Origin of the sequence: Paenibacillus sp. NPDC056933 (assembly GCF_042674385.1) — a bacterium.
Classification (GTDB): domain Bacteria; phylum Bacillota; class Bacilli; order Paenibacillales; family Paenibacillaceae; genus Paenibacillus.
This window is the reverse complement of sequence record NZ_JBHUQN010000006.1, coordinates 116,597-140,323: the sequence shown is the minus strand read 5'-3', so window position 1 is coordinate 140,323 and position 23,727 is coordinate 116,597. Positions and strand designations below refer to the sequence as shown.

Here is a 23,727-nt window from a genome sequence, read left to right as displayed (position 1 = left end):
CCAGATATAGTCCATCGACTTCCTGTTATAAGCAATGGTGTCCACCTGCCTGACATTTTAAACTGAATGTACCTATATCCGTATAAGGAGGGACAGCAGGTGAATATGTCCGATAAAAATGCTCTCCGTCACACGTTTAACTTGAATGGAACATGGCAATTTCGCCTGGATTCGAAGGCTGTGGAGTACTCGCCTAAGCAATATCATCCTTCCCAGTGTGATGAACAGATGAACTGGGAAGAGATTCAGATCCCAGGTTCATGGGAGGAACAGGGATATGGTGCCGAGCCTGTATATCAAAGGATCGATACATGGACGAAAGTTCGTGAGTATGAGGGTGCAGCGTGGTATACCCTGGATGTGCATATTCCGGTTGGTGATCCGGGCTGCCGATATGTATTCAGACTGAAGGGAGTTCGCTGGACGACCGACCTCTGGATCAATGGATGTTATGCTGGACAACAGGATAGTCTTTTGACCCATCAGGTATGGGACATAACCTCATTTATGAAGGAAGGGGATATGAATCGAATTGACCTGCGTGTGGATAATACGATGAAGTATCCTTTGGCTGGCAGTCATATTCATTCGTTACACACAGCTACGACTTGGGGCGGTATTACAGGTGGAGCATTTCTGGACCGTCTGCCTCCACGCCGAATTGAACGAGTACAACTACAACCGGAGGGTTTAAAAGGCACATTATCCGTTCATTGTGTTGTAAGCGCTCCCTTAGAACAGTCAGGTGAAACACTGCAATTGCATATGGATATTCAGCATCCTTCCGGAAAGTGGCTTCCCCGCTACAGCTGTGACGTGAAACTGGACAATCAGAACGTATCTGCATCTGTTGAGGCCACTGGTGATATGAGTGAAGTAATCCGCGAAGTACAGGATTGGCAATTAGAGATAGGTAAAGGAAAGGACATTGCACTGTGGTCGGATGAATCCCCCGCATTATACAGGGCAGTGATGAGTCTGCATAATGGTGAGCAAGAGCTGGATCGGATGGAAGAGACATTTGGAGTGCGTTCTTTTGCTGCTAAGGGACAACAGTTTGAATTAAACGACACACCGGTGTTTTTGCGCGGTTATGTGGATTGTTGTATTTTTCCGCTCACGGGGTACCCGGTCTGGAATAAGGAGCATTATATTCAACAGTTTCGAATCGCCAAATCGTATGGTTTTAACCATGTACGTCTGCATGGATGGAGCGCGCCAGAACCTTTCTGGGATGCTGCTGACGAAGAGGGCATGCTGGTACAGGCAGAACTGCCGCATTGGTCGCGATTATTCGAGCAACGTGATCAGTTCGCACCTGCCAAAGTGTTGTCCTATCTGATACAAGAACTGGAAGGGCTACTGCAGGCGCTGCACAAACATCCGTCTTTTGTCATGTTCTCCATGGGCAATGAACTCATTGGTCCGAATGGTCATCCTGAATTGAATGAATTGGTACAGCGGGCGAGGCGTTTGGACCCGACACGGTTGTATACCGATAATACAGGCTTTGGTCAACTTACGGCTCAAGGGCGGGAAGCCGACTATTACATCCAATCCTTGAACTGGCATCCGCCTCTCGAGTCCGAGCTGTCTGCTATACCGGATACGACCCTGGACTATCATGCTGTAACCCGACTTGCGGATCGTCCAGTTGTAGGACATGAGCACGCACAGTTTACGATGTATGTTCGTCCCCAGGAACGACAGAAGTATACAGGGGTTCTGCGTCCGAGCTGGCTGCAGCCGATTGAAGAGTCGTTGTCACGCAAGGGACTGACAGCAGATTTGGAGAACTTCCAGCAGGCCAGTGGAATACATCTGGTTCGTTCATTAAAAGAAGCCATGGAACGTGTACGCCGTACTGAAGGTGCTGCTGGTGTACAGCTGCTGGATATTCGCGATTTTCCCGGGCAGGGTCATGCAACCACAGGTATTCTGGATGTATTCTGGGACAGCAAGGACATTATTGAACCTGCAGCATTCAGGCAATACAATGCAAATGTGGTGGTGCTGTTGTGTTGCAGCGAGCGCACATTCTATGCTGGAGAGTCCATATGTATTGAAGCACGTATATCTCACTACGGGCAGACAGCGATACGCGATGCGAGTATTCATTGGCGGCTTGTCAGCGAAGATGTGATTCTGGACGAAGGGGAATGGCGCTGCGGGGAGCTGAGTTGTGGCGAGATACACGACGCAGGCAGACTGAAGACTCATGCTCCGCCAGTAGGGGCAGCCTCCTTTTACATAGAAGCAGAGCTGAGAGCGGGGGATTCAGAGTGCATTGCCACCAATATGTGGCATGGATGGTCGTTTCCTTTATATCAGACGAACACCACTTCCAATCGGATCTGGAACAGCATTGACGAGCTGCAACCCTATCTCCTCGGAGCTAATCATAATCAGGTTGACCATCTGGATGGCAATGCATTATTGAAGAATCGAGAGCAAGAACTGGTCGTTGTACATTCGCTTACGCCGAACGCCATCGACTATCTGATCAATGGCGGCAATGTCTGGCTTCATACAAACTCGAACGATTTGTATGACCGGGTGGAGACCAAGTATCTACCTGTATTCTGGAATTATCTCATGTTTGCAACTCAGCCGGGAGCTACGATGGGCATGCATTTACAGGATTCAATACCTTTGCTCGGCTCCTTCCCGCATGATCGGGCTTCGGATTGGCACTGGTACCATCTGGTGAATGGTACACCAGCAATATGTCTGGATACATTAGATGGTGTACAGCCACTCATTGAAGTGATCGATCATTTTCACCGAGGGAAGCGTCTTACCTATGCCTTTGAGGCAAAGGTGGGAAAGGGAAAATTACTCGTATCCTCATTGCCATTTACGAATATATCATTAATGAAACGACCCGAGGTAGCTTACTTGTTTCAGGAGATGATCTCATATCTGCTCGGAGATCAATTTCATCCCGATTCTTCCATATCTGTAGGCGAACTGCTGGGTATTGTGAAGTTAAATACCATCCGTTTTGCCCTCTAAATCCAAGGACCTCTGAGGTCCTTTTTCTTTTGCAATTTTTATGAAGTAACCGATTTCTATAAAACGTTTTCGCATATTCCCATTTTGAAATATATTTCCCTTTTATTTTCAATTATTAATAAGAGATGGCGTCAAAATCACTGATTCGGAAGAAATAATATCGGATTATAAGGGGGGATATCTAATTTTTATATGATTTTCTCTAAAATCCAGATGGTATTTTGAAAACGCTCTATCGGGTATGATTAATTTATAAAACAGAGGAGGGGGAACGGAGATGGAAACGCTAACAAAAAAATCCGCTTCCGCGAAAAGAAGCAGTGACCCCAAGCCGCCAACACAGAAACGGCGGAACAGAATTTGGGACAGCATGAAACAGCAAAAGTATCTCTATCTCATGTCATTGCCATTCGTAGTTTGGGTTTTTGTATTTAACTATCTGCCACTATGGGGATGGACGATGGCTTTCCAAAATTATAAACCAGCCAGATCGTTTGGCGATCAACAGTGGGTTGGTTTTAAACACTTTGTAGAATTGTTCAGTGATGATCGTTTCTATCTGGTACTTCGGAATACGCTTGCAATGAGCTTGATGGGACTGGTTGTCGGTTTTATCGTGCCTATTTTCTTTGCGATTCTCTTGAATGAGATGAGGGGCATGTTCTTTAAGCGTGCAGTGCAAACCGTATCCTATCTGCCTCACTTTGTATCCTGGGTCGTTGTGGCAGGGATTATTACCAAGATGCTCTCCACTGATGGAGGGATTATCAATGACATTTTGGTAAACCTAAACATTATCGACCAGCCGATCCAATTCATGGCCAAGGGGAACCTGTTCTGGTACATTGTAACCGCTTCAGATATGTGGAAAGAAACGGGCTGGAATGCCATTATCTATCTTGCAGCCATTACAGGTATCGACCAAGAGCTTTATGAAGCATCCCGTGTGGATGGAGCGAACCGTTGGAGACAAATGTGGCACATTACGCTGCCAGGCATACGGACCACGATTTCCGTACTTTTCATCATGTCGATCGGGCATCTGATCAGTATTGGTTTCGAGAAGCAATTTTTGCTGCAAAACAGTCTGGTATTAGACTACTCGGAAGTACTGGATCTATATGCGCTTAATTATGGTTTGAATATGGGACGATTCTCGTATGGTACCGCCATAGGCATATTTAACTCCGTTGTCAGTATCATTCTTCTGTTTACAGCGAACGGATTATTCAAAAAATTCACCAAAGAAAGCATCATGTAGGGAGGGGACGACATTATGGCGAACAAAGCATTCAATGCTACTCGGGGCGATAAGCTGTTCGATATATTCAACATCCTCGCGATGACCCTGGTGCTGATTGTAACACTGTATCCATTTCTGAACGTACTGGCTATCTCGCTCAATAACTCGACAGATACCGTCCGTGGCGGAATTTACTTGTGGCCTCGCGAATTCACATTGCAAAACTACAAAACGATTTTCCAATATGACGGATTGCTGCAAGGTTTGCAGATTTCCATTCTGCGTACCATTGTTGGTACTGTGCTCGGCTTGATCAGTTCCTCGATGATCGCATTTACACTGAGTCGTCCGGACTTCAAGCTGAGAAAATTTGTATCCACTACACTTGCACTCACGATGTATTTCTCTGGTGGATTGATTCCGGTATACATCCTGATGCGTGACCTGCATCTGATTGGTACATTCTGGGTATACGTATTGCCAGGTATGATCAGTGCATTTAACGTATTCATCATCCGTTCATTCATTGATGGCCTGCCGTATGCCTTGCAGGAATCCGCGAAGCTGGATGGTGCGAACGACTTTAAAATCTATTACAAAATCATTTTGCCACTCTGTAAACCGGTGCTGGCAACCATCGCGTTGTTCCTGGCTGTAGGCCAGTGGAATGCCTGGTTCGATACGTACCTGTACAACGGCTCAAAAGCGCATCTGACCACGCTCCAGTACGAGCTGATGAAAGTACTGCAAAGTACGCAGCAAGGCTCAGGTGCCGGACGAAATGCCAATGACATGGCACAGCAGATGACGCAGATTTCACCGGAATCCATCAAAATGGCGATCACGATCGTTGTTACGGTTCCAATCCTGATTGTGTATCCATTCCTGCAAAAATATTTTGTGGGTGGTATGACATTGGGTGCAGTAAAAGCATAAGCAAGTTTGTACAGGTTGCCACATAGAGCGACCGTACATTAAAAAAAAGCATCAGGATGCCCGAAGCGCAGCCAGTTGGTCTGCGCTTCACCGTATAGGGCTGCGGAGCGGTATCCATGAAGCTATAGACAGGGACAAAAAGTTCCGGATAAGACAGACATATGAATCAGGGAGGATTACCATTATGGCAAGGTTCAAAATGAAGATTGCACTGGCTCCAGTGCTTGCGATGTCTTTACTTGCAGGCTGCGGTGGAGGAAATAGCGGCGAAACGTCGTTTAAGGACACAAGCGGTGACACGTCTCCGATTACATTCAGCTTTTTTAGCGTGGATCCCAGTCCGAACTGGAACGGCATGAAAGATGAGGTAGGCCAAGTACTAACGGAGAAAACAGGTGTAACCCTCAATGGTGAATTTGCCGTCAGCGGCGGTCAGGATAAAGTATCTTTAATGGCAGCGAGTGGAGATTATCCCGATATCGTGTCACCCAAAGGAGAGCTGAGCAAGCTCGTGGATGCCGGAGCCATGTTGGATCTGACAGATCTGATCGATCAATATGCTCCCAATCTGAAGAAGCTGTATGGTAATTACATGGACCGGTTGAAATACAGCAATGAAGATCAGGCAATTTATGTACTGCCGACGTACTATGCGGTAGATCAGAAGTACTTTGATGCAGGCGGCGGATTTGGTATTCAGCATCGTGTATTGAAAGAGCTTGGATACCCTGAGGTACGTACGCTCCAGGATTATGAAAATGTGTTGAAGGCATATAAGGAGAAACATCCAACGATTGATGGTCAGCCAACGATTCCGTTATCCTTGGACGCAGATGACTGGAGAATCATGATTACCGTAACGAATCCGGCCTTCCAGGCAACAGGCGCTCCGGATGACGGTGAATACTACATCAATCCAGAGACGTATGAAGCCATGCTTCACTACAAACGTCCAGAGGAAAAAGAGTATTTCCGTTGGTTGAACCATATGTACAGCGAAGGATTGCTTGATCAGGACAGCTTCGTACAAAAAACAGATCAATACAAATCCAAAATCGCAAGCGGACGTGTACTTGGTGTCATTGACCAGGATTGGGGATACTCTGATGCAGAGAATGCTTTGAAATCTGCCGGCAAGGATGAAGCGACCTATTCTCACTTCCCTGTAACATTGTCCAAAGACATCAAAGATCATTCCTATCAGGATCCTGGCTTTGTATCCGGCTGGGGTGTAGGCATTACAACAACGAACCCGGACCCGGTTCGTACAATCAAATTCTTTGATTACCTGGCTTCTGAAGAAGGCCAAGTGCTGATGAACTGGGGTATTGAAGGCAAACAGTACGAAGTGAAGGATGGCAAACGTGTGATCCCTGCTGATGTGCTGGATCAAAAAATAAACAATGCGGCCGTATTCCAGAAGGAAACAGGTATTGGTCTCTACACCAATATGACTGGTCACAACGGAGATGGTGTGAAGGATTCAACGGATAACTATTATACAACGAACTTCCCTGAACAGATTGTAGCGGCCTATTCCGATGTGGAGAAAGAAACACTCAAAGCATACGGCGCAACAACATGGAAAGATCTGTTCCCTAGTGAAGATGAATTTCCGGTTAAACCATGGGGAGCAGCGTACAATATGCCGACGCCTGGCGACTCGGACTACAATGTTATTTTCCAAAAAACACAAGATATTATCCGTAAACGGGTTCCAGAAGCGATACTCAGTTCCCCTGATCAATTCGATTCCATCTATGATGGGATGATTGCCGAACTGAATAAAGCTGGAGCGGAGAAAATGGAACAGCAATACACTGAACTGGTACAAAACCGTGTGAAATTGTGGAGCGGTGAAGCGAGCAAGTAATTCGTTTTAGCAAGTTGAATTTTTTGAGAAGAAGAACCCAGGCATCTGGGTTCTTTTTATACCTAAAACGTTTTCCGAAAAACGTTTTATATTTTACAAATTCACTATTGACAAGGGATTGGAGAGGTATTATTATTCAATTATGAAAGCACTTTCATTACTGATGTATCAAGCATGTACACGAATCTCTTCAGTCAAAAAGAACCAAGGATTGGTTACTCGAAATGCTGAATAGAGTGCTTGATTTTCACTTCATTTAGAAAACGCTTTTTATGTTATAAAACCAAACGTTTTACAATCAGTATCACCCGATTGCGGTATGTGCAGGTCAGCCTGTTCTACAATAGATAGCTTCATTTTATCCATAAGGGGGATTACACATGAAGGGCAAAACACCAAAAACATTCGCAATGCTTCTGTTAGCCAGCGCTCTTGCTATTACAGCGGGTTGCAGCGGTGGCGGAGGAACTACGGCTTCAGAGACACCAACGGACACAGGGGATACCACCAGTCCAATTACCTTTACGTTCTTTGGTGCTGACGCAAGTCCAAACTGGAACAACATGAAGGACGCAGTCGGCCAGGAGATTACCAAACAAACAGGTGTTACAATTGAGGCCGAGTATGATGTGAATAATGGCGGCGACCAGAAGATACCTTTGATGGCTGCCAGCGGTGATTACCCTGATATCATCTATCCTAAAGGTAACTTGTCTAAGCTTGTGGATGCAGGCGCAATGCTTGACCTGACCGATCTGATTGAGAAACATGCACCCAATTTGAAGAAAATCTATGGGGACCAGATGAATCGCCTGAAATATAGTCTGGAAGATCAATCCATTTACACGATCCCGACCAACATGGGTGTAGATAATGTGGCGTTTGATGCAACAGGCGGATTCGAAATCCAGCAGAAGGTATTGAAGGAGCTCGGATACCCCGAAGTGAAGACGTTGGAGGATTACGAGAAAGTTCTGAAAGAATATTATAAGAAGCATCCAACCATTGATGGTCAGCCAACCATCCCGTTGACGCTGAATGCCGATGACTGGAAGATTATGATTACGGTAACGAATCCAGCTTTCCAGGCAACGGGTGGACCGGATGACGGAGAATATTACATTAACCCTGAAACCTATGAAGCGATGCTGCACTACAAACGTCCAGAGGAGAAGGAATATTTCCGCTGGTTGAACAAAATGTACAATGAAGGAATTCTCGATAAAGATGCCTTTGTACAGAAGGATGATCAATACAAATCCAAAATTGCGAGTGGTCGCGTACTGGGTCTGATTGACCAGGAATGGAACTATGGCGAAGCGGAGAACGCTTTGAAATCTGTGAATAATGGGGAGAATACGTACGCTCACTTCTCTGTATCCCTGAACAAGGACATCGTGGACCACACGTTCCAGCCAACCGGATTTGACGGATATGGCATCGGTATTTCCACAACGGCGAAAGATCCGGTACGGATTATCAAATTCATGGATTGGCTTGCTTCAGATGAAGGCCAGGTGTTGAGAAACTGGGGAATCGAAGGTAAACACTACAACGTTGAAAATGGCAAACGTGTCATTCCTGCAGATGTGCAGGACCGCAAAGTCAATGACAACTCGGCGTTCACCAAAGAAACAGGTATCGGGATGTACAACATTTTCAGCGCAAGATATGGAGATGGGGTAAAAGATCCTACGGATAACTACTATACAACGAACTTCCCAGAACAGATCCAGGCAGGGTATACTGCTGCTGAGAAGGAAACGTTGAAAGCATATGGTATTACAACATGGAAAGATTTCTACCCTTCTGAAGAAGAGTTGAAGCTGAAAGATTGGGGCGCCGCTTATAATATGCCAGTACCTTCGGATACGGATTACAACGTAACCTTCCAGAAAACACAGGATATTGTCCGTAAACGGATTCCTGAAGCCATTTTGGCCAAACCTGCCGACTTCGACAAAGTTTATGATAATCTCTTGGCTGAACTGGACAAAGCAGGTGCGGTAGACATGGAGAAACAATATACCATTTGGATTAAAGAACGTGTAGCTCTGTGGACAGGTAAAGACGTGAAGTAATACTGAAAACAAGTCATAATCTGTGATCATTTTCATTGCAAGAAAGGTCCTTCAAAAGGGGCCTTTTTTGTTGTTGACGAAAGAAGTCGAATGGCATATAATCTATGATGTAAGCACTTTCAGTAAGCGTTTTAAATAACTTTCCGAAAACGTTTTACGGATGTTAGAAGAAAGTTGTTGTGAGTTAGGTCTTGATTAAAAAGTGTACAAAATTATTTTTGGTAAGCGCATACAGAAATGCGTCTTGCAGCGGTATCCTCAGGCTTAAAGCCTGTTATACAGATAAAACCTTCATAAATAATAGGGGGACTAGACAATGAGAGGCAAAATGAAAGGCAATACACCCAAGACGTTTGCAATGTTAATGCTCGCAAGTGCAATGCTGGTAACAGCTGGCTGCGGAAATTCAGGAAGTAAAGAAACCTCGGAATCCAGTGGAACCGAACCGGTTACCATCACATTCTTTGGTGCGGATGCAAGTCCAACCTGGAACAAGATGCAGGATGCAGTCGGTAAAGAGATTACCAAGAAAACAGGCGTTACAATTGAGGCTGAGTACGATGTTAACAATGGTGGCGACCAAAAGATTGCGCTTATGGCTGCAAGCGGTGATTTTCCTGATATTGTTTTTCCTAAAGGTAACTTGTCAAAACTTGTAGATGCAGGCGCGATGCTTGACCTGACGGATCTGATTGAGGAGCATGCTCCAAACCTGAAAAAAATATATGGGGACCAGATGAACCGACTGAAATACAGTTTGGAGGATCAGGCCATTTATACCATCCCAACCAATATGGGTGTGGATAATGTTGCGTTTGACGCAACAGGTGGATTTGAAATTCAGCAAAAGGTATTGAAAGAGCTTGGATACCCTGAAGTGAAAACGCTTGAGGATTACGAGAATGTATTGAAAGAGTATGTGAAAAAACACCCGACAATTGATGGTCAACCGACCATTCCATTGACGCTGAATGCCGATGATTGGAAAATTATGATTACGGTAACAAACCCGGCCTTCCAAGCTACGGGAGCTCCGGATGATGGAGAATATTATATCAATCCTGAAACATATGAAGCGATGCTTCACTACAAACGTCCAGAGGAGAAAGAATACTTCCGCTGGTTGAACAAAATGTACAATGAAGGACTGCTGGACAAGGATACATTTGTCCAAAAGGACGACCAATATAAGTCCAAAATCGCAAGTGGCCGTGTGCTCGGTCTGATTGACCAGGAATGGAATTATCAAGAAGCAGAAAATGCACTCAAATCAGCGGGCAAAGATGACAGCACATATGCTCACTTCTCTGTATCCCTGAACAAGGATACCGTGGACCATACGTTCCAGCCAACCGGATTTGACGGATATGGAATCGGGATCACAACTTCTGCCAAAGATCCGGTTCGTATTATCAAATTCATGGACTGGCTCGCTTCGGACGAAGGCCAGGTATTAAGAAACTGGGGCATTGAAGGCCAACACTACAACGTAGAGAATGGTCAACGGGTGATCCCTCAAGATATTCAAGATCGCAAAACCAATGACAATTCTAACTTCACCAAGGAAACAGGAATCGGAATGTACAACGTGTTCAGTGCGAGATACGGTGATGGCGTGAAAGATTCCACAGATAACTATTACACAACGAACTTCCCTGAGCAGATCCAGGCTGGCTATACTGCTGCAGAGAAAGAGACGTTGAAAGCATATGGCATTACAACATGGAAAGAATTCTATCCATCTGAAGATGATTTGCAGCTGAAAGACTGGGGCGCAGCATACAACATGCCAGTACCTTCAGGTACAGATTATGAGGTAACGTTCCGAAAAACACAGGATATTGTACGTAAACGTATCCCTGAAGCAGTTCTGTCCAAACCGGAAGACTTCGATAAAGTATATGATGCTTTCCTGACTGAGCTGGACAATGCGGGTGCAGTGGAAATGGAGAAACAGTACACGGTTTGGGTTAAGGATCGTGTGTCCCTGTGGACAGGTAAAGACGTAAAATAACGCAAGTTTAAGTAAATAGGCGGATATACAGAAAAAGGCCCTGAGATAGGGTCTTTTTTGCTAACCATGTGATGTTTAACATTGACGCATATTTCGAAATCCAATATAATTTTCTTACTGTAAGCACTTTCAGTTTAACATGTATTAAGTATGAATGGGAAAGAGCATAAGTCCAATAAAAATCGCAAGATATCTTATTTTTTTAGTCATCGAAAACGTTTTATTTATTTCTGATTAATACAACAATTACGAACAGGAGTTTATCTATGTCCCCATTCAATAAAACAACAAAAGAAAATCGCCTGTGGTATCGCCAACCGGCAACCCGATGGGAAGAAGCGCTGCCGATTGGGAATGGTCGCCTTGGCGGCATGGTGTACGGCGGAGCAGCGGATGAACAAATCCAGCTTAATGAGGATACATTGTGGTCCGGCTATCCACGTGACACCATTCAGTACAGCAGCCAGCGGTACCTGAAGCAGACCCGTGAATTGATCATGTCCGGACAATACAGCGAAGCGGAAGAACTGCTGAACCGCGAAATGCTGGGCCGTGATGTGGAAGCTTATCAGCCAATGGGTCACTTGAAGTTGCAGCACGCTGAACTGGATAAGATCTCATATGATGAATTCGAGCGGGAGCTTAATCTCCACACGGGAATTACAACAACGAAGTATTCATATGAAGGGATTCGTTATGTGCGTGAAGTTTATGCCAGCGCACCGGATGATCTGATGGTCTGTACGATTACTGCTGATCGGGAGGGGGCTGTAGACATCAGCGTTATGTTGGATAGTCCACATCCTTATCGCGTTCAGACATCGGGCGATGCACTTACACTGTTCAGTCGCTGTCCGAGTCATGTTGAATCGAATTATTTCAGAGATCATCCGGAGTCTGTCATCTATGAAGAAGATCGGGGAACGGCTTATGCTGTGCGATTAGCTGCGACTGCCATAGGCAAGCTGGCCAAGATATCGGTTATAGATGGGAAACTCCAGGTTCAGGGAGCGGATCAGGTTACTTTTTATTTGGCAGCAGTGACTTCCTTTGAAAGCTATGATGTGATGCCCGTGAAAGAGGGTGCGTTGCTGGAAGAGGAATGCAGCGATGTGATCACAAAAGCCATAACTCATGGCCCGGAAGTACTTCGTGAACGACATGTGAAAGCCCATGCTGCCTTATTCACACGCGTTACCATTGATCTCGGCTCATCGGCCAATGCAGAATTGCCTACCGACGAACGGCTAATCGCTTATCAGACGGGAGCGAATGATCCCGGCCTGGAGGCCCTTTATTTTCAATATGGAAGATATCTGTTAATGGGCAGTTCACGGCCGGGAAGCCAACCTGCCAATCTGCAGGGAATCTGGAACCATCAGGTGGAGCCGCCCTGGCACAGTGATTACACGCTCAACATTAATACCGAGATGAATTACTGGCCGGCAGAAGTATGCAATCTGAGTGAATGCCATGAACCGCTGTTTGGCTTGTTGGAGGATTTAAGCCATACGGGGAGAAGAACGGCACGCATTTTGTACGGAGCGCGCGGTTGGACAGCTCATCATAATGTGGATATCTGGAGAACATCCACGCCTACAGGCGGAGACGCAAGCTGGGCGTTCTGGCCGATGGGAGGTGTGTGGCTGACTTCACATCTATGGGAGCATTATCTGTTTACCCATGATCGGCAATTCCTCGCGGAACGTGCGTATCCAATCATGAAGGAAGCAGCCCTCTTCTGTCTGGACTGGCTGGTGGAGGGGCCGGACGGATATCTGGTTACAGCTCCATCGACCTCTCCAGAGAACAAGTTCCTCACCGAAGAAGGTGAGGCTCGCAGCATTTCCATGGCTTCAACGATGGATATGACATTGATTCGTGAATTGTTCGATCGATGCATTGAGGCAACCAGACTGCTGAATGTGGATCCGCAATTGGCGAATGAGTGGAGTGAAGCACGGAGCAAGCTTTATCCATTCCGAATCGGAAGTGAGGGGCAATTGCAGGAATGGTTTAAGGATTTTGCCGAGTCCGAACCAGGGCATCGTCACGTCTCTCATCTGTATGGTCTTTATCCGGGAGAGCAGATCAACCGGTTACATACGCCTGAATTGACGGAAGCTGCACGGGTGTCACTCGAACGTCGGATCTCACAAGGCGGCGGGCATACGGGATGGAGCTGTGCCTGGCTAATCAATCTGTATGCGAGATTGCTGGATAGCAACCTGGCACATCAGTTTGTACGCACGCTGCTGGCCCGATCCACCCATCCCAATCTGTTCGATGACCATCCACCATTTCAGATCGATGGCAACTTTGGAGGTACTGCGGGCATTGCCGAGATGCTGTTACAAAGCCATTTGGGAGAGATACATCTGCTGCCGACGCTGCCTGAACAATGGGCTCACGGCAGTGTGGAGGGGCTACGTGCGCGAGGGGCATACACAGTGGCCATCCAATGGACGGAAGGCAGACTGGCAAGTGCAGAGATTAAGGCTGATCTGAGTGGCCCTGTGATCATTCGCAGTGCATATCCATTGCGAGTGGAAGGAAACGAGCAGGCCACAGCACAGCTAACACCTCAGGATGATTATGTAGTGATTTTAACTATGACCGCAGGACAGACGATCCGCGTGTCATCATGAGACGGAGGAGAAACCCATGACCATTTTTCAATTTCCATCAGATTTCCGCTGGGGAACAGCAACAGCTTCTTATCAAATAGAAGGCGCAGCGCAAGAAGGGGGACGCGGGGTATCCATCTGGGATACGTTTGCCCGTACGCCTGGTAAAGTATTTAATGGAGACAATGGTGATGTGGCTTGTGATAGCTACCACCGCTATGAGGAAGACATCGAGCTGATGAAAAAGCTTGGGATCAATACCTACCGGTTCTCCGTTGCATGGCCGCGTATTATCCCGGATGGAGACGGAGAGATCAATCGCGAGGGATTGGATTTTTATCATCGATTCGTCGATAAGCTGCTCGAAGCAGGGATTGAACCATTTTGCACATTGTATCACTGGGATCTGCCACAGACACTTGAAGACATCGGAGGCTGGGGGAATCGCAGAACAGTGGATGCCTTTGTAAAATATGCAGAGGTGATCTTCAAGGAATTCTCCGGCAAAATTAATTTCTGGCTGACTTTCAATGAACCATGGTGTATTGCATTCTTGTCCAATCTGCTTGGTATTCATGCCCCAGGAAACAAAGATTTGCAAACGTCAATCAATGTCGCACATGGGCTGCTTGTTGCGCACGGAAAAGCAGTACAATCCTTCCGTCGCCTGGGAACAACAGGACAGATCGGAATTGCGCCAAACGTATGCTGGGCTGAGCCGTACAGCAAATCTCCAGAGGATCAGGCTGCCTGCGACCGTTCTATTGCACTCAATACGGATTGGTTCCTTGATCCGATCTATAAAGGTTCATATCCGCAATTTCTGGTGGACTGGTTTGCGGAAGCGGGGGCTACCGTGCCCATTCAGGAAGGCGATATGGAGATCATTTCGCAACCGATTGACCTGCTGGGCATTAACTATTACACGATGGGCATCAATCGTTTCAACCCGGAAGCTGGGGTTTTGAAATCAGAAGAAGTGGACATGGGGCTGACCAAGACGGATATCGGCTGGCCAGTCGAGTCACGCGGCTTGTATGAGTTCATGCATTACTTGCAAAAGTATGGAAATGTGGATGTCTATATTACAGAGAACGGCGCGTGCATTAACGATGATTTGGAAAACGGCAAAATCAATGATGATCGCCGGATTGCATATTATGAGCAGCATTTGGCCCAGATCCATCGAATTATCAATGATGGGATTAACTTGAAAGGGTACATGGCTTGGTCGCTGATGGACAACTTTGAGTGGGCGGAAGGATACCGCATGCGATTTGGTCTGGTACATGTGGACTATCGTTCGCTGGTAAGAACACCAAAGGAAAGCTTCTACTGGTATCAGAGTGTCATCAGAAATAATTGGCTGGAAACACGTAATTAGGCTATATCTTCCATGTTCTGTTGAAGGAGACGGTTGTTTCGGGAAATCCGATACGCCGTCTTTTTTTGTTTTATTATTTAAGGTGCGACACACATGTTCATGAAGGTTTCATAAGGATCGACTGATCCTTGTTATGAAGAAGCCATTTTTGGGTTATAAGAAGTAAGGAAGAAACAATCAGGTTCTTGTCAACAGTTAAAATACAAATAAAGTGTCCAAATTGCGAAATAAATTTGAACATTTGTTGACTAAAAATCATACTGATGTGGTATATTGGTATAAGGAAAGCACTTACAAAAAGGGAAAAGGAAGTGTTTACTATGGCATCGAAGACAGCAATGGTAAGCCAATTGGAGCGCAAAGACAAAAATATGCGGCGCGCAGTGTTAACGATGACAGTTCTGGCCTGGATTGCTCTGATTACGGGAGTAGTCATGTGCCTGATCAATCTGAATGATTTTAATGATCGCAACCTCGGCTTAATGGTGGGTATTGGATTTTTGGTCGGCAGTGTATTTATTTATGTCATTGCCAAATCGATTGGACTTGTTCATACACGCCGGGAAGACGAAGGCGCCGATTAAATAATCTTGCGATAATTCGTCTATAATAAGACTGGATGAGCTCCCGGAATCCAGTCAATAAAGCCCTTTGCGGATTCGTTGATACTGTTCAACGGGACTGCAAAGGGTTTTATTTTGTGTCTTGAAGTGTAAAGATTACAATGAGGAAATATCAAGTGTGCGAGTGATTTGTGAGAAAAAATTCACACATTTGAGATGCAAAATCGACAAATTTGTTAACAAGAACAAAAAACTTGCTCATTTCTGATATCTTTAGATGGAAGAGAGTAGTATACTGTTTTTTCAGTATGAGCGAATTTAAGGAGAGGGGATCAAGATGAACAAGAAACCTAGGTCGCTAATTCGGATAATCATTCCGGTTGTCCTGACGTTGGTTACAATTGCATTGATTGTCTGGCCAATGCTGGCAGGCGGACAGTACGTTGTTCTGGATCCGAAGGGGCCCATTGGCTCTTCGCAGAGAGATTTGATTGTCATTTCGACAATTCTTTGTGCAGTTGTTATTGTGCCTGTATTGATTTTGTCTGCTGTAATTGTATGGCGTTACCGCGACAAACCGGACAATAAAGCTGCATATGAGCCTAACTGGGCTCACAGCACCAAAGCGGAGGCTATTTGGTGGACTGTTCCGATTATTATTATTGGTTTGCTTGCGATTGTAACCATTCGCTACACCTATGATCTGGAACCTTCGAAACCACTGGCTTCTGAGAAAGCACCGGTGACCATTCAAGTATCTTCACTGGACTGGAAATGGCTGTTTATGTATCCGGAGCAAGGTATTGCAACGGTCAACACGTTGAATATCCCGGCAGACCGGCCCGTAAAATTTGAGCTCACCGCGGATTCACCAATGAACTCGTTCTGGATCCCACAGCTAGGTGGACAAATTTATACAATGTCGGGTATGGCGATGACCTTGTACTTGCAAGCTGATCATGAAGGTCAATATTGGGGTTCAGGTGCTAACTTTACGGGGGAACACTTCGCCCAAATGCGTTTTGATGTGAATGCTACATCGGAGGAAGACTTCGATAAATGGGTGAATGATGTGAAACAGCAATCCCAGCCGTTGACACAAGAGACGTACAACACGCTGGCAGAACCGGGAACAAGCAATGTTGCTTATTATTCTTCTTTCCCAGAAGGTTTGTTCCAGGATATCGTGACCAAGTACGTGATTGATGGTCAAGGTGCTCACAGCAAGCATGGCGGAAGCGCGGATGAAGCTTCAGGCGCCAAAGAAAGTACAACGGGTACGACGCACGAAAGTATGTCCAATCATGATATGGATAAAAGTGCTAACTAAAGATTTGAAAGGAGGCCCCCAATGTTAGAGAGACTTAAGGAGTTTGCATCTGAATTTTTCGTAACCGGTGATCCGCTGATTTATGGTGCGGACGTGGCGATCGGAATTACGATGATTACCATCGTAGCGGTGCTGACTTATTTCAAAAAATGGGGCTGGCTCTGGCGTAACTGGTTAACTACCGTCGATCATAAAAAGATCGGTATTATGTATATTATTGCTTCCATAATCATGCTGTTCCGTGGTGGTGTGGATGCACTGATGATGCGTCTTCAGCTAGCTATGCCAAACATGGATTTCTTACATCCCGAGCATTATAATCAGGTCTTTACGACTCATGGTACAATCATGATCCTTTTCATGGCGATGCCATTTATGTTCGGTTTGTTTAACGTTATTGTACCGCTTCAAATAGGAGCAAGGGACGTTGCGTTCCCGTTCCTGAATGCGCTAAGCTTCTGGTTATTTTTCCTGGGAGCAATGCTGTTTAACCTGTCCTTCGTTATCGGTGGTTCACCGGACGCAGGCTGGCTCAGTTATCCACCTTTATCGGAGCTATCGCATAGCCCGGGGGTGGGACAGAACTTCTATATATGGGGTATTCAGATTTCGGGTATCGGTTCCCTGGCTACCGGTATCAACTTCCTGGTTACCATCATTAAAATGCGTGCGCCAGGCATGAAATGGATGAAAATGCCGATGTTTACATGGTCGGTATTCTCCACTTGTATTATCATTCTGTTTGCATTCCCAATCTTGACCGTGACACTTGCACTGCTCTTCCTCGACAGGTTTGCCGGGGCGCATTTCTTCACGCTTGATCTGGGCGGTAATCCGATGATGTATATCAACTTGATCTGGATGTGGGGTCACCCTGAGGTATACATTGTAGTCTTGCCGGCATTCGGTGTGTTCTCCGAGATTGTAAGTACCTTCTCGAGGAAAAAACTGTTTGGTTACAAATCGATGGTATTTGCGATGCTGATCATTAGCTTCCTGTCCTTCTTTACATGGGCGCATCACTTCTTCACGATGGGTTCGGGAGCGGACGTTAATGCATTCTTTGCCATAACCACGATGTTGATTGCTATTCCAACAGGGGTTAAAATCTTTAACTGGCTGTTTACGATGTATCGGGGAAGGATACGAATGGCGACCCCGATGATGTGGACATTAGCCTTTATCCCGTGCTTTATTGTCGGGGGGATGACAGGGGTTATGTTGTCCGTAGCTCCTGCTGACTTCCAGTTCCACAACAGTTACTTCCTGATTGCCCACTTCCACCAAGTATTGATCGGTGGCGTAGTATTTGGATACTTCGCAGGTCTGTACTACTGGTGGCCTAAAATGTTCGGTTTCCAACTCGAAGAGAAACTGGGCAAATGGGCATTCTGGACTTGGAATATTGGTTTCTATGTCTGCTTCATGCCGCAGTACGCTGTCGGTTTGATGGGTATGACACGTCGTCTGAGCACTTACGGCTGGGATACCGGCTGGTGGGAGCTGAACTTCGTATCCACAATCGGGGCATTCCTGATGGGTGTCGGATTCTTGTTCCAGGTTGCACAAATCGCAGACGGTATTCGCAAATACAAATCACTCAAAGCTTCGGCTGATCCATGGGATGGACGTACGCTCGAGTGGTCGATTCCTTCACCAGCTCCTGAATACAACTTCGCCATTACACCGCGCGGAGATGATGTTGATGAGTGGTGGGAAGAGAAAGAACGTCGTGCCAAAGGCATTTATCCACCAGAACAGCCGCTTGAGCCGATTCATATGCCTAAAAATTCCGCGATTCCGTTCGTTATGTCGATCTTCTGGTTTATCGCTGGTTTCGGCTTTGTATTCGGATGGCTATGGATGGCGATTCTTGGACTCGCCGGCGTAGGGATCTGCATGATCGCCCGTTCATTCTCATACGATACGGATTATTACATTCCGGTCGACGAAATTAAGCGTACCGAAGCGTCGTTAAGGGGGTCGGTATAATGGCTCAAGCAGCCGCTAAGCACGGTGAAAATCATGCACATGGTCATGATCATGGCCACCATGATCCACAAGAATTGAAGGTACTCGGATTCTGGTTCTTCCTGATTTCCGACGTTATCCTGTTCTCTGTATTGTTCGCAACCTTTATTGTGTTGCGTGACAATACGGCGGGCGGACCTGTATTGTCTGAATTAATCAAAATGCCTGGCGTTATTGCCGAGACATTTATCTTGCTGACAAGTTCATTTACAAGTGGACTTGCGGTCCTGGCAATGAACCAGGGTAAAGTCAAACAACTGATCAGCTGGCTGGCAGTTACAGCTGTTCTGGGTGCGGGCTTTATCGCCCTGGAAGTAACGGAATTTATTGAGTTGATTCACGAAGGTTTCAGTTATACGACGAGTGCTGCTTCCGGCGCATTCTTCACCCTTGTGGGTACTCACGGACTCCACGTATCGCTCGGTCTGATCTGGATGATTGGTTTGATGCTCCAACTGAAAAAACGTGGAATTACCGATGTAACTCGAGGTAAAATCAACGTAATCAGCTTGTATTGGCACTTCTTGGACGTCGTCTGGATTTTCCTTCTGTCGATCGTCTATCTGATGGGGGTGATGTAGATGGCAGAACATAACTCACATGAATCCCATGGCCATGAGCAGCATGGTTCACTCAAGTCCTATGTCATCGGCTTCATTCTGTCCGTCGTCCTCACAATCATCCCACTTGTGGTGGTTCTGAATGACATGATGGGCAGAACAGGAACAGTAGCTGTTGTCTTGGTAACAGCAGCATTTCAGTTTGTGGTTCAACTCTTCTTCTTCATGCATATCCGTGAAACGGAAAAGCCACGCTGGAATGTAATGGCTCTGATTTTTGGTCTGTTGATGATGTTGACCATCGTGATTGGTTCAATTTGGATCATGTTGAACAATACAGTTGCACATTAATTTTAGAATGAAAAACTCCCGACCTTGGCTTATAAAGGTCGGGAGTTTTTTTGTCATAAAATATAGAGTTTACATATTGAAACCAAATATTGCCGTATGATGCTCCATATAGATAATAAAAATCATGTCGAAAAAAGTCTTGATTTTTTTTCATGAATCCGTATACTCAGGAATATAAGTAATCCGAAACGTTTTGGAGGAAAGCAATTGGCTACAATTAAAGACATATCACAAATGACGGGATTTTCGATTACGACCGTATCCAGAGCCCTGAACGGATATTCGGACGTCAGCGAGAGTACACGCAAGCTGATTAAAGAAGCCGCCGAAACCTTGAGCTACAGTCCAAACGGGCTGGCCAGAGGACTGGTCATGAAGGAAACCAAAACGCTGGGATTGCTCGTATCAGGCATGACGTATAAGAACATCGATAATAACTTTGTATTCGAAGTGCTATGCGGTATTAATGATAGCGCTGCCAACTCGGATTATGATCTGATTTTGTTCAGCACGAATACGGCGAAGCAAAAGATGAAAACGTACACCCAGCTATGCAGGGAGCGAAAAGTGGATGGTGTCATTCTTCAAGGTGTGAAAACGGATGATCCCTATTTGCAGGAAGTGTTGGACAGTGACATCCCCTGTGTACTAATTGATGTCCCGATTCATAGTCAGTACGTAGGCTTTGTGTCAACAAATCACAAGGAAAGTGCACAGATGGCGGTAGAGCATCTGATTGGTTTGGGTCATCGACAGATTGCCATGGTGAATGGATATCCGGAAGCTTTTGTTTCCAAAGAGCGATATGAGGGATATTCCGATGCAATGAGCAACGCCGGGTTAAGTTTGAAAACCGAATGGGTTGTTAACGGGAACTTCACGGAAGAGGAAGCACAGCAACAAGCTACTGAAGTATTGAGGGCATATCCGGAAATTACTGCATTTTTCTGTGCAAGCGACATGATGGCTCTGGGTGTAATGAAGGCCGCGAAAGAATTGGGGATCGCCATACCGGATGAATTGTCTGTAGTGGGCTTCGACGATATTCCAACCGCTGCTTATTTCCAGCCACCACTTACCACCATCGGACAGAACATGTACCAACTGGGTAATGAAGCTGCAAATCTGCTGATGGGCATGTTGAAATCGGAGGATAGTCCCAAATTTAATATTTTGAAAAATGAATTGGTTATGAGATCCTCAACAGCTAAGCCGCGCCGTTAGTTTACAATGTGCAGAAGGATTCAAATGGGCTTTTAAAATGATTGGCCGGAAACAAGTACCGGAATGTTTTTTATAATCCGAAACGTTTCGGTTATTATTTTCATTCTAATCCAAAACGTTTCGGATACATCAAAAGATAGATATAGGGGGAATACAAATTGCTGAAATACGATGCGGGGATAGGGGAATGGAACAACTGGTTGGTCACAGAAACCGGGTTTGATCCCGCTCATCAAGGAAAGGGCGAAGCGGTTCTTTCTCTTGGTAACGGATACATGGGGCTGCGTTCCGCCACAGATGAGAGTTATGTGGGACAAGTACGAAACTGGTTCGTGGCGGGGACCTTTAACAAATTTGACGAGCATGAGGTAACCGAGCTTCCCAATGCTGCGGATGTAACTGAACTGGCGATCACGCTTAATGGTGTTACGTTCAATTTGGAAAAAGGAAGAACGATCAGTTACAGTCGTCAACTGAATCTCAAGAACGGTGAGTTGACTCGTAATGTGGTATGGCAAAGCCCAACAGGGGAAAGCTTTGAACTTCAATTCCGTCGCTTTGTTTCCTTGAGCAACCGCCATCTGGTTGGTTCATCCGTTAGCATCAAGCCACTGGATGGTCAGGCACGTGTTCACATTGCATCTGGTATTAATGGACAATGGACGAACTCGGGTGCGCAGCATTTCACGGAAGGCGAAAAACGCATATTTGAAAAGACTTATATTCAAATGACGTCAACGACGACACAATCGGCTGTTGATTTTGTAACCAATACGGTACACCGCTGGCAGCTGAATGGTGCAAAGGTTGAGCCGGAATTGCGTCAAACGATGGGGCGCCGCAAGGTAGGCATCGAAGGCACAGTAACCGTGGAGGCCGGACAATCGGTAACTCTGGAAAAAATCTCGAATGTGCATACCAGCCGCGATCTCGTTTACAACAACAGTGAGTATTCACTGGAGAAAATGCGTGAAACGGCGCTGACAGAGCTGAAGCAAGAATCGCAAAAAGGGTATGATCAGCTATTTCGTGAAAGCGCTAACGCTTGGGCGAATACCTGGTCCATGTACAACATTGAAGTGGACAGCACAAGCGGATATGACCAGCTTGCCATCCGTTTCGCCATCTATCATCTCGTCATTATGACACCTGCACATGATAATCGCATGGGAATCGGAGCAAAAGGATTAAGTGGCGAAGGGTACAAGGGACATTCCTTTTGGGATACGGAAATCTTCATCCTTCCATTCTTCATCTACAGCAATCCCCAAATCGCAAGATCCTTGCTGGAATATCGATATCAGGGGTTGGATGGAGCCAGAAGCAAGGCCAAGGAGAACGGATTCGAAGGAGCCATGTATCCGTGGGAAGCTGCCTGGATCGAAGATGGCGAAGTTACACCGGTATGGGGAGATGTAGATATCGTAACCGGAGAACAGACGATGATCTGGTCCGGCTTTATTGAACAGCACATTACCTCCGACATCGCTTATGCCGTTTGGCATTATGTGCAATCGACAGGCGATGAAGCGTTCATGGATCAATATGGCTACGAGATTATTTTTGACACAGCAACGTTCTGGGCCAGCCGTCTGGAGTGGGATGAGGCCAAGGGCCGTTACCACATTAATGAGGTTGTTGGACCGGATGAGTATAAGGAACATGTGGACAATAATGCATTCACTAATCATATGGCTCACTTCAATATGGAACTGGCCATTCAATATTATGAAAAGCTTCAGCAGGAAAAACCTGAGTTGCTCAAGGCATTGTCTGGGAAGCTTGACCTGACCTCCGCTCGGGAAGCGTGGAACAAGCTGGATCAGATGTATCTGCCAGGGCCCAATGAACAAGGACTTATTCCACAGGATGATACCTACTTGCAGAAGAAAGTCATTGATCTTACCCCTTACAAAAATCAGACGAAAGTCGCCAGCATCTTCAATGACTACAACCTGGATCAGGTTGGTGAAATACAAATTTCGAAGCAGGCTGACATCATGATGCTGTTCTTCCTGCTTGAGAATAAATTTGAACCCGCTATCAAACGTGCCAACTACGACTACTATGAGGAAAAAACATTGCATGATTCCTCATTGTCCCTGTCGACGCACAGTATCCTTGCCAGTGACTTCGGTAATCGTCCGCTCGCATATGATCTGTTCCGCCGGGCGTCCGAGATTGATCTGGGACCACATATGCACTCTTCGGATGCAGGCATCCATTCAGCTTCTCTGGGTGGAATATGGGAATGTGTTGTGATGGGATTTGCCGGAGTTCGCATGTTGGATGGCCAGCTTCATCTCGATCCGAAGCTTCCGGAGTCCTGGAGCAGACTGAAATTCCCGCTCTATTGGCATAATCAGCTGCTGCATATCACAATCACGCCAGAGGGCATTCTAATCGAAAGTGATGCAGAGGAAGAAATTACACTCCTTCTCTCAGGCCAGCCGGTTACTTTCAGCGAACGGTTTCAAACCTTGGTTTAATATAAA

Annotated in this window: 15 protein-coding genes; all 15 read left to right on the top strand. The window is 46.0% G+C overall.

Translation table 11 applies throughout. From position 1 onward, the window contains the following. The first annotated feature begins 105 nt into the window (after positions 1-105). Entirely contained in the window at positions 106-3,015 is a 2,910-nt protein-coding gene (locus tag ACFTRD_RS28670; protein WP_379386130.1) for a glycoside hydrolase family 2 protein, read from the top strand. Between the two features lie 277 nt (positions 3,016-3,292). Next, positions 3,293-4,276 (top strand): ABC transporter permease, encoded by a 984-nt coding sequence (locus tag ACFTRD_RS28665; protein ID WP_192270871.1) that lies wholly within the window; start codon positions 3,293-3,295, stop codon positions 4,274-4,276. Between the two features lie 15 nt (positions 4,277-4,291). Next, on the top strand, positions 4,292-5,194 hold the full coding sequence (locus tag ACFTRD_RS28660) for a carbohydrate ABC transporter permease (protein ID WP_192270869.1): 903 nt from the start codon (positions 4,292-4,294) through the stop codon (positions 5,192-5,194). A 184-nt stretch (positions 5,195-5,378) separates the two neighbouring features. Continuing rightward, a complete protein-coding gene (locus ACFTRD_RS28655) occupies positions 5,379-7,067 on the top strand; it encodes an ABC transporter substrate-binding protein (protein ID WP_379385934.1) in 1,689 nt (562 codons plus the stop codon). Positions 7,068-7,447: 380 nt separating this feature from the next. Continuing rightward, the gene (locus ACFTRD_RS28650) at positions 7,448-9,148 is read left to right on the top strand and encodes an ABC transporter substrate-binding protein (protein ID WP_379385933.1); all 1,701 of its coding nucleotides are present in this window, start codon (positions 7,448-7,450) and stop codon (positions 9,146-9,148) included. A gap of 316 nt (positions 9,149-9,464) precedes the next feature. Continuing rightward, complete coding sequence (locus ACFTRD_RS28645; RefSeq protein WP_379385931.1) at positions 9,465-11,162, top strand: ABC transporter substrate-binding protein; 1,698 nt, start codon at positions 9,465-9,467, stop codon at positions 11,160-11,162. Positions 11,163-11,428: 266 nt separating this feature from the next. Continuing rightward, positions 11,429-13,810, top strand: coding sequence for a glycoside hydrolase family 95 protein (locus tag ACFTRD_RS28640; RefSeq protein ID WP_379385929.1), 2,382 nt, complete (start codon positions 11,429-11,431; stop codon positions 13,808-13,810). 16 nt (positions 13,811-13,826) lie between these two features. Further along, on the top strand, positions 13,827-15,173 hold the full coding sequence (locus tag ACFTRD_RS28635) for a GH1 family beta-glucosidase (protein ID WP_379385927.1): 1,347 nt from the start codon (positions 13,827-13,829) through the stop codon (positions 15,171-15,173). Between the two features lie 320 nt (positions 15,174-15,493). Beyond that, positions 15,494-15,757, top strand: a complete 264-nt coding sequence (locus ACFTRD_RS28630; protein ID WP_024631414.1) for a hypothetical protein — start codon at positions 15,494-15,496, stop codon at positions 15,755-15,757. Positions 15,758-16,073: 316 nt separating this feature from the next. After that, positions 16,074-17,066, top strand: coding sequence for a ubiquinol oxidase subunit II (gene cyoA, locus ACFTRD_RS28625; protein WP_379385925.1), 993 nt, complete (start codon positions 16,074-16,076; stop codon positions 17,064-17,066). 21 nt (positions 17,067-17,087) lie between these two features. Next, positions 17,088-19,058, top strand: a complete 1,971-nt coding sequence (locus tag ACFTRD_RS28620) for a cbb3-type cytochrome c oxidase subunit I (RefSeq protein ID WP_192270856.1) — start codon at positions 17,088-17,090, stop codon at positions 19,056-19,058. After that, complete coding sequence (gene cyoC / locus ACFTRD_RS28615; RefSeq protein WP_192270854.1) at positions 19,058-19,678, top strand: cytochrome o ubiquinol oxidase subunit III; 621 nt, start codon at positions 19,058-19,060, stop codon at positions 19,676-19,678. Before ACFTRD_RS28620 ends, cyoC begins: the two co-directional genes overlap by 1 nt. Then, entirely contained in the window at positions 19,679-20,008 is a 330-nt protein-coding gene (cyoD, locus tag ACFTRD_RS28610; protein ID WP_379385922.1) for a cytochrome o ubiquinol oxidase subunit IV, read from the top strand. A gap of 207 nt (positions 20,009-20,215) precedes the next feature. Beyond that, entirely contained in the window at positions 20,216-21,232 is a 1,017-nt protein-coding gene (locus ACFTRD_RS28605; protein WP_379385919.1) for a LacI family DNA-binding transcriptional regulator, read from the top strand. A gap of 158 nt (positions 21,233-21,390) precedes the next feature. Then, complete coding sequence (locus tag ACFTRD_RS28600) at positions 21,391-23,721, top strand: glycoside hydrolase family 65 protein (RefSeq protein WP_379385917.1); 2,331 nt, start codon at positions 21,391-21,393, stop codon at positions 23,719-23,721. Positions 23,722-23,727: the final 6 nt, after the last annotated feature.

Excerpts from the sequence above, each read along its gene's own strand:
- ACFTRD_RS28670 (WP_379386130.1), top strand. The coding sequence starts at position 106 with ATGTCCGATAAAAATGCTCTCCGTCACACGTTTAACTTGAATGGAACA.
- ACFTRD_RS28665 (WP_192270871.1), top strand. The coding sequence starts at position 3,293 with ATGGAAACGCTAACAAAAAAATCCGCTTCCGCGAAAAGAAGCAGTGAC.
- ACFTRD_RS28660 (WP_192270869.1), top strand. The coding sequence starts at position 4,292 with ATGGCGAACAAAGCATTCAATGCTACTCGGGGCGATAAGCTGTTCGAT.
- ACFTRD_RS28655 (WP_379385934.1), top strand. The coding sequence starts at position 5,379 with ATGGCAAGGTTCAAAATGAAGATTGCACTGGCTCCAGTGCTTGCGATG.
- ACFTRD_RS28650 (WP_379385933.1), top strand. The coding sequence starts at position 7,448 with ATGAAGGGCAAAACACCAAAAACATTCGCAATGCTTCTGTTAGCCAGC.
- ACFTRD_RS28645 (WP_379385931.1), top strand. The coding sequence starts at position 9,465 with ATGAGAGGCAAAATGAAAGGCAATACACCCAAGACGTTTGCAATGTTA.
- ACFTRD_RS28640 (WP_379385929.1), top strand. The coding sequence starts at position 11,429 with ATGTCCCCATTCAATAAAACAACAAAAGAAAATCGCCTGTGGTATCGC.
- ACFTRD_RS28635 (WP_379385927.1), top strand. The coding sequence starts at position 13,827 with ATGACCATTTTTCAATTTCCATCAGATTTCCGCTGGGGAACAGCAACA.
- ACFTRD_RS28630 (WP_024631414.1), top strand. The coding sequence starts at position 15,494 with ATGGCATCGAAGACAGCAATGGTAAGCCAATTGGAGCGCAAAGACAAA.
- cyoA (WP_379385925.1), top strand. The coding sequence starts at position 16,074 with ATGAACAAGAAACCTAGGTCGCTAATTCGGATAATCATTCCGGTTGTC.
- ACFTRD_RS28620 (WP_192270856.1), top strand. The coding sequence starts at position 17,088 with ATGTTAGAGAGACTTAAGGAGTTTGCATCTGAATTTTTCGTAACCGGT.
- cyoC (WP_192270854.1), top strand. The coding sequence starts at position 19,058 with ATGGCTCAAGCAGCCGCTAAGCACGGTGAAAATCATGCACATGGTCAT.
- cyoD (WP_379385922.1), top strand. The coding sequence starts at position 19,679 with ATGGCAGAACATAACTCACATGAATCCCATGGCCATGAGCAGCATGGT.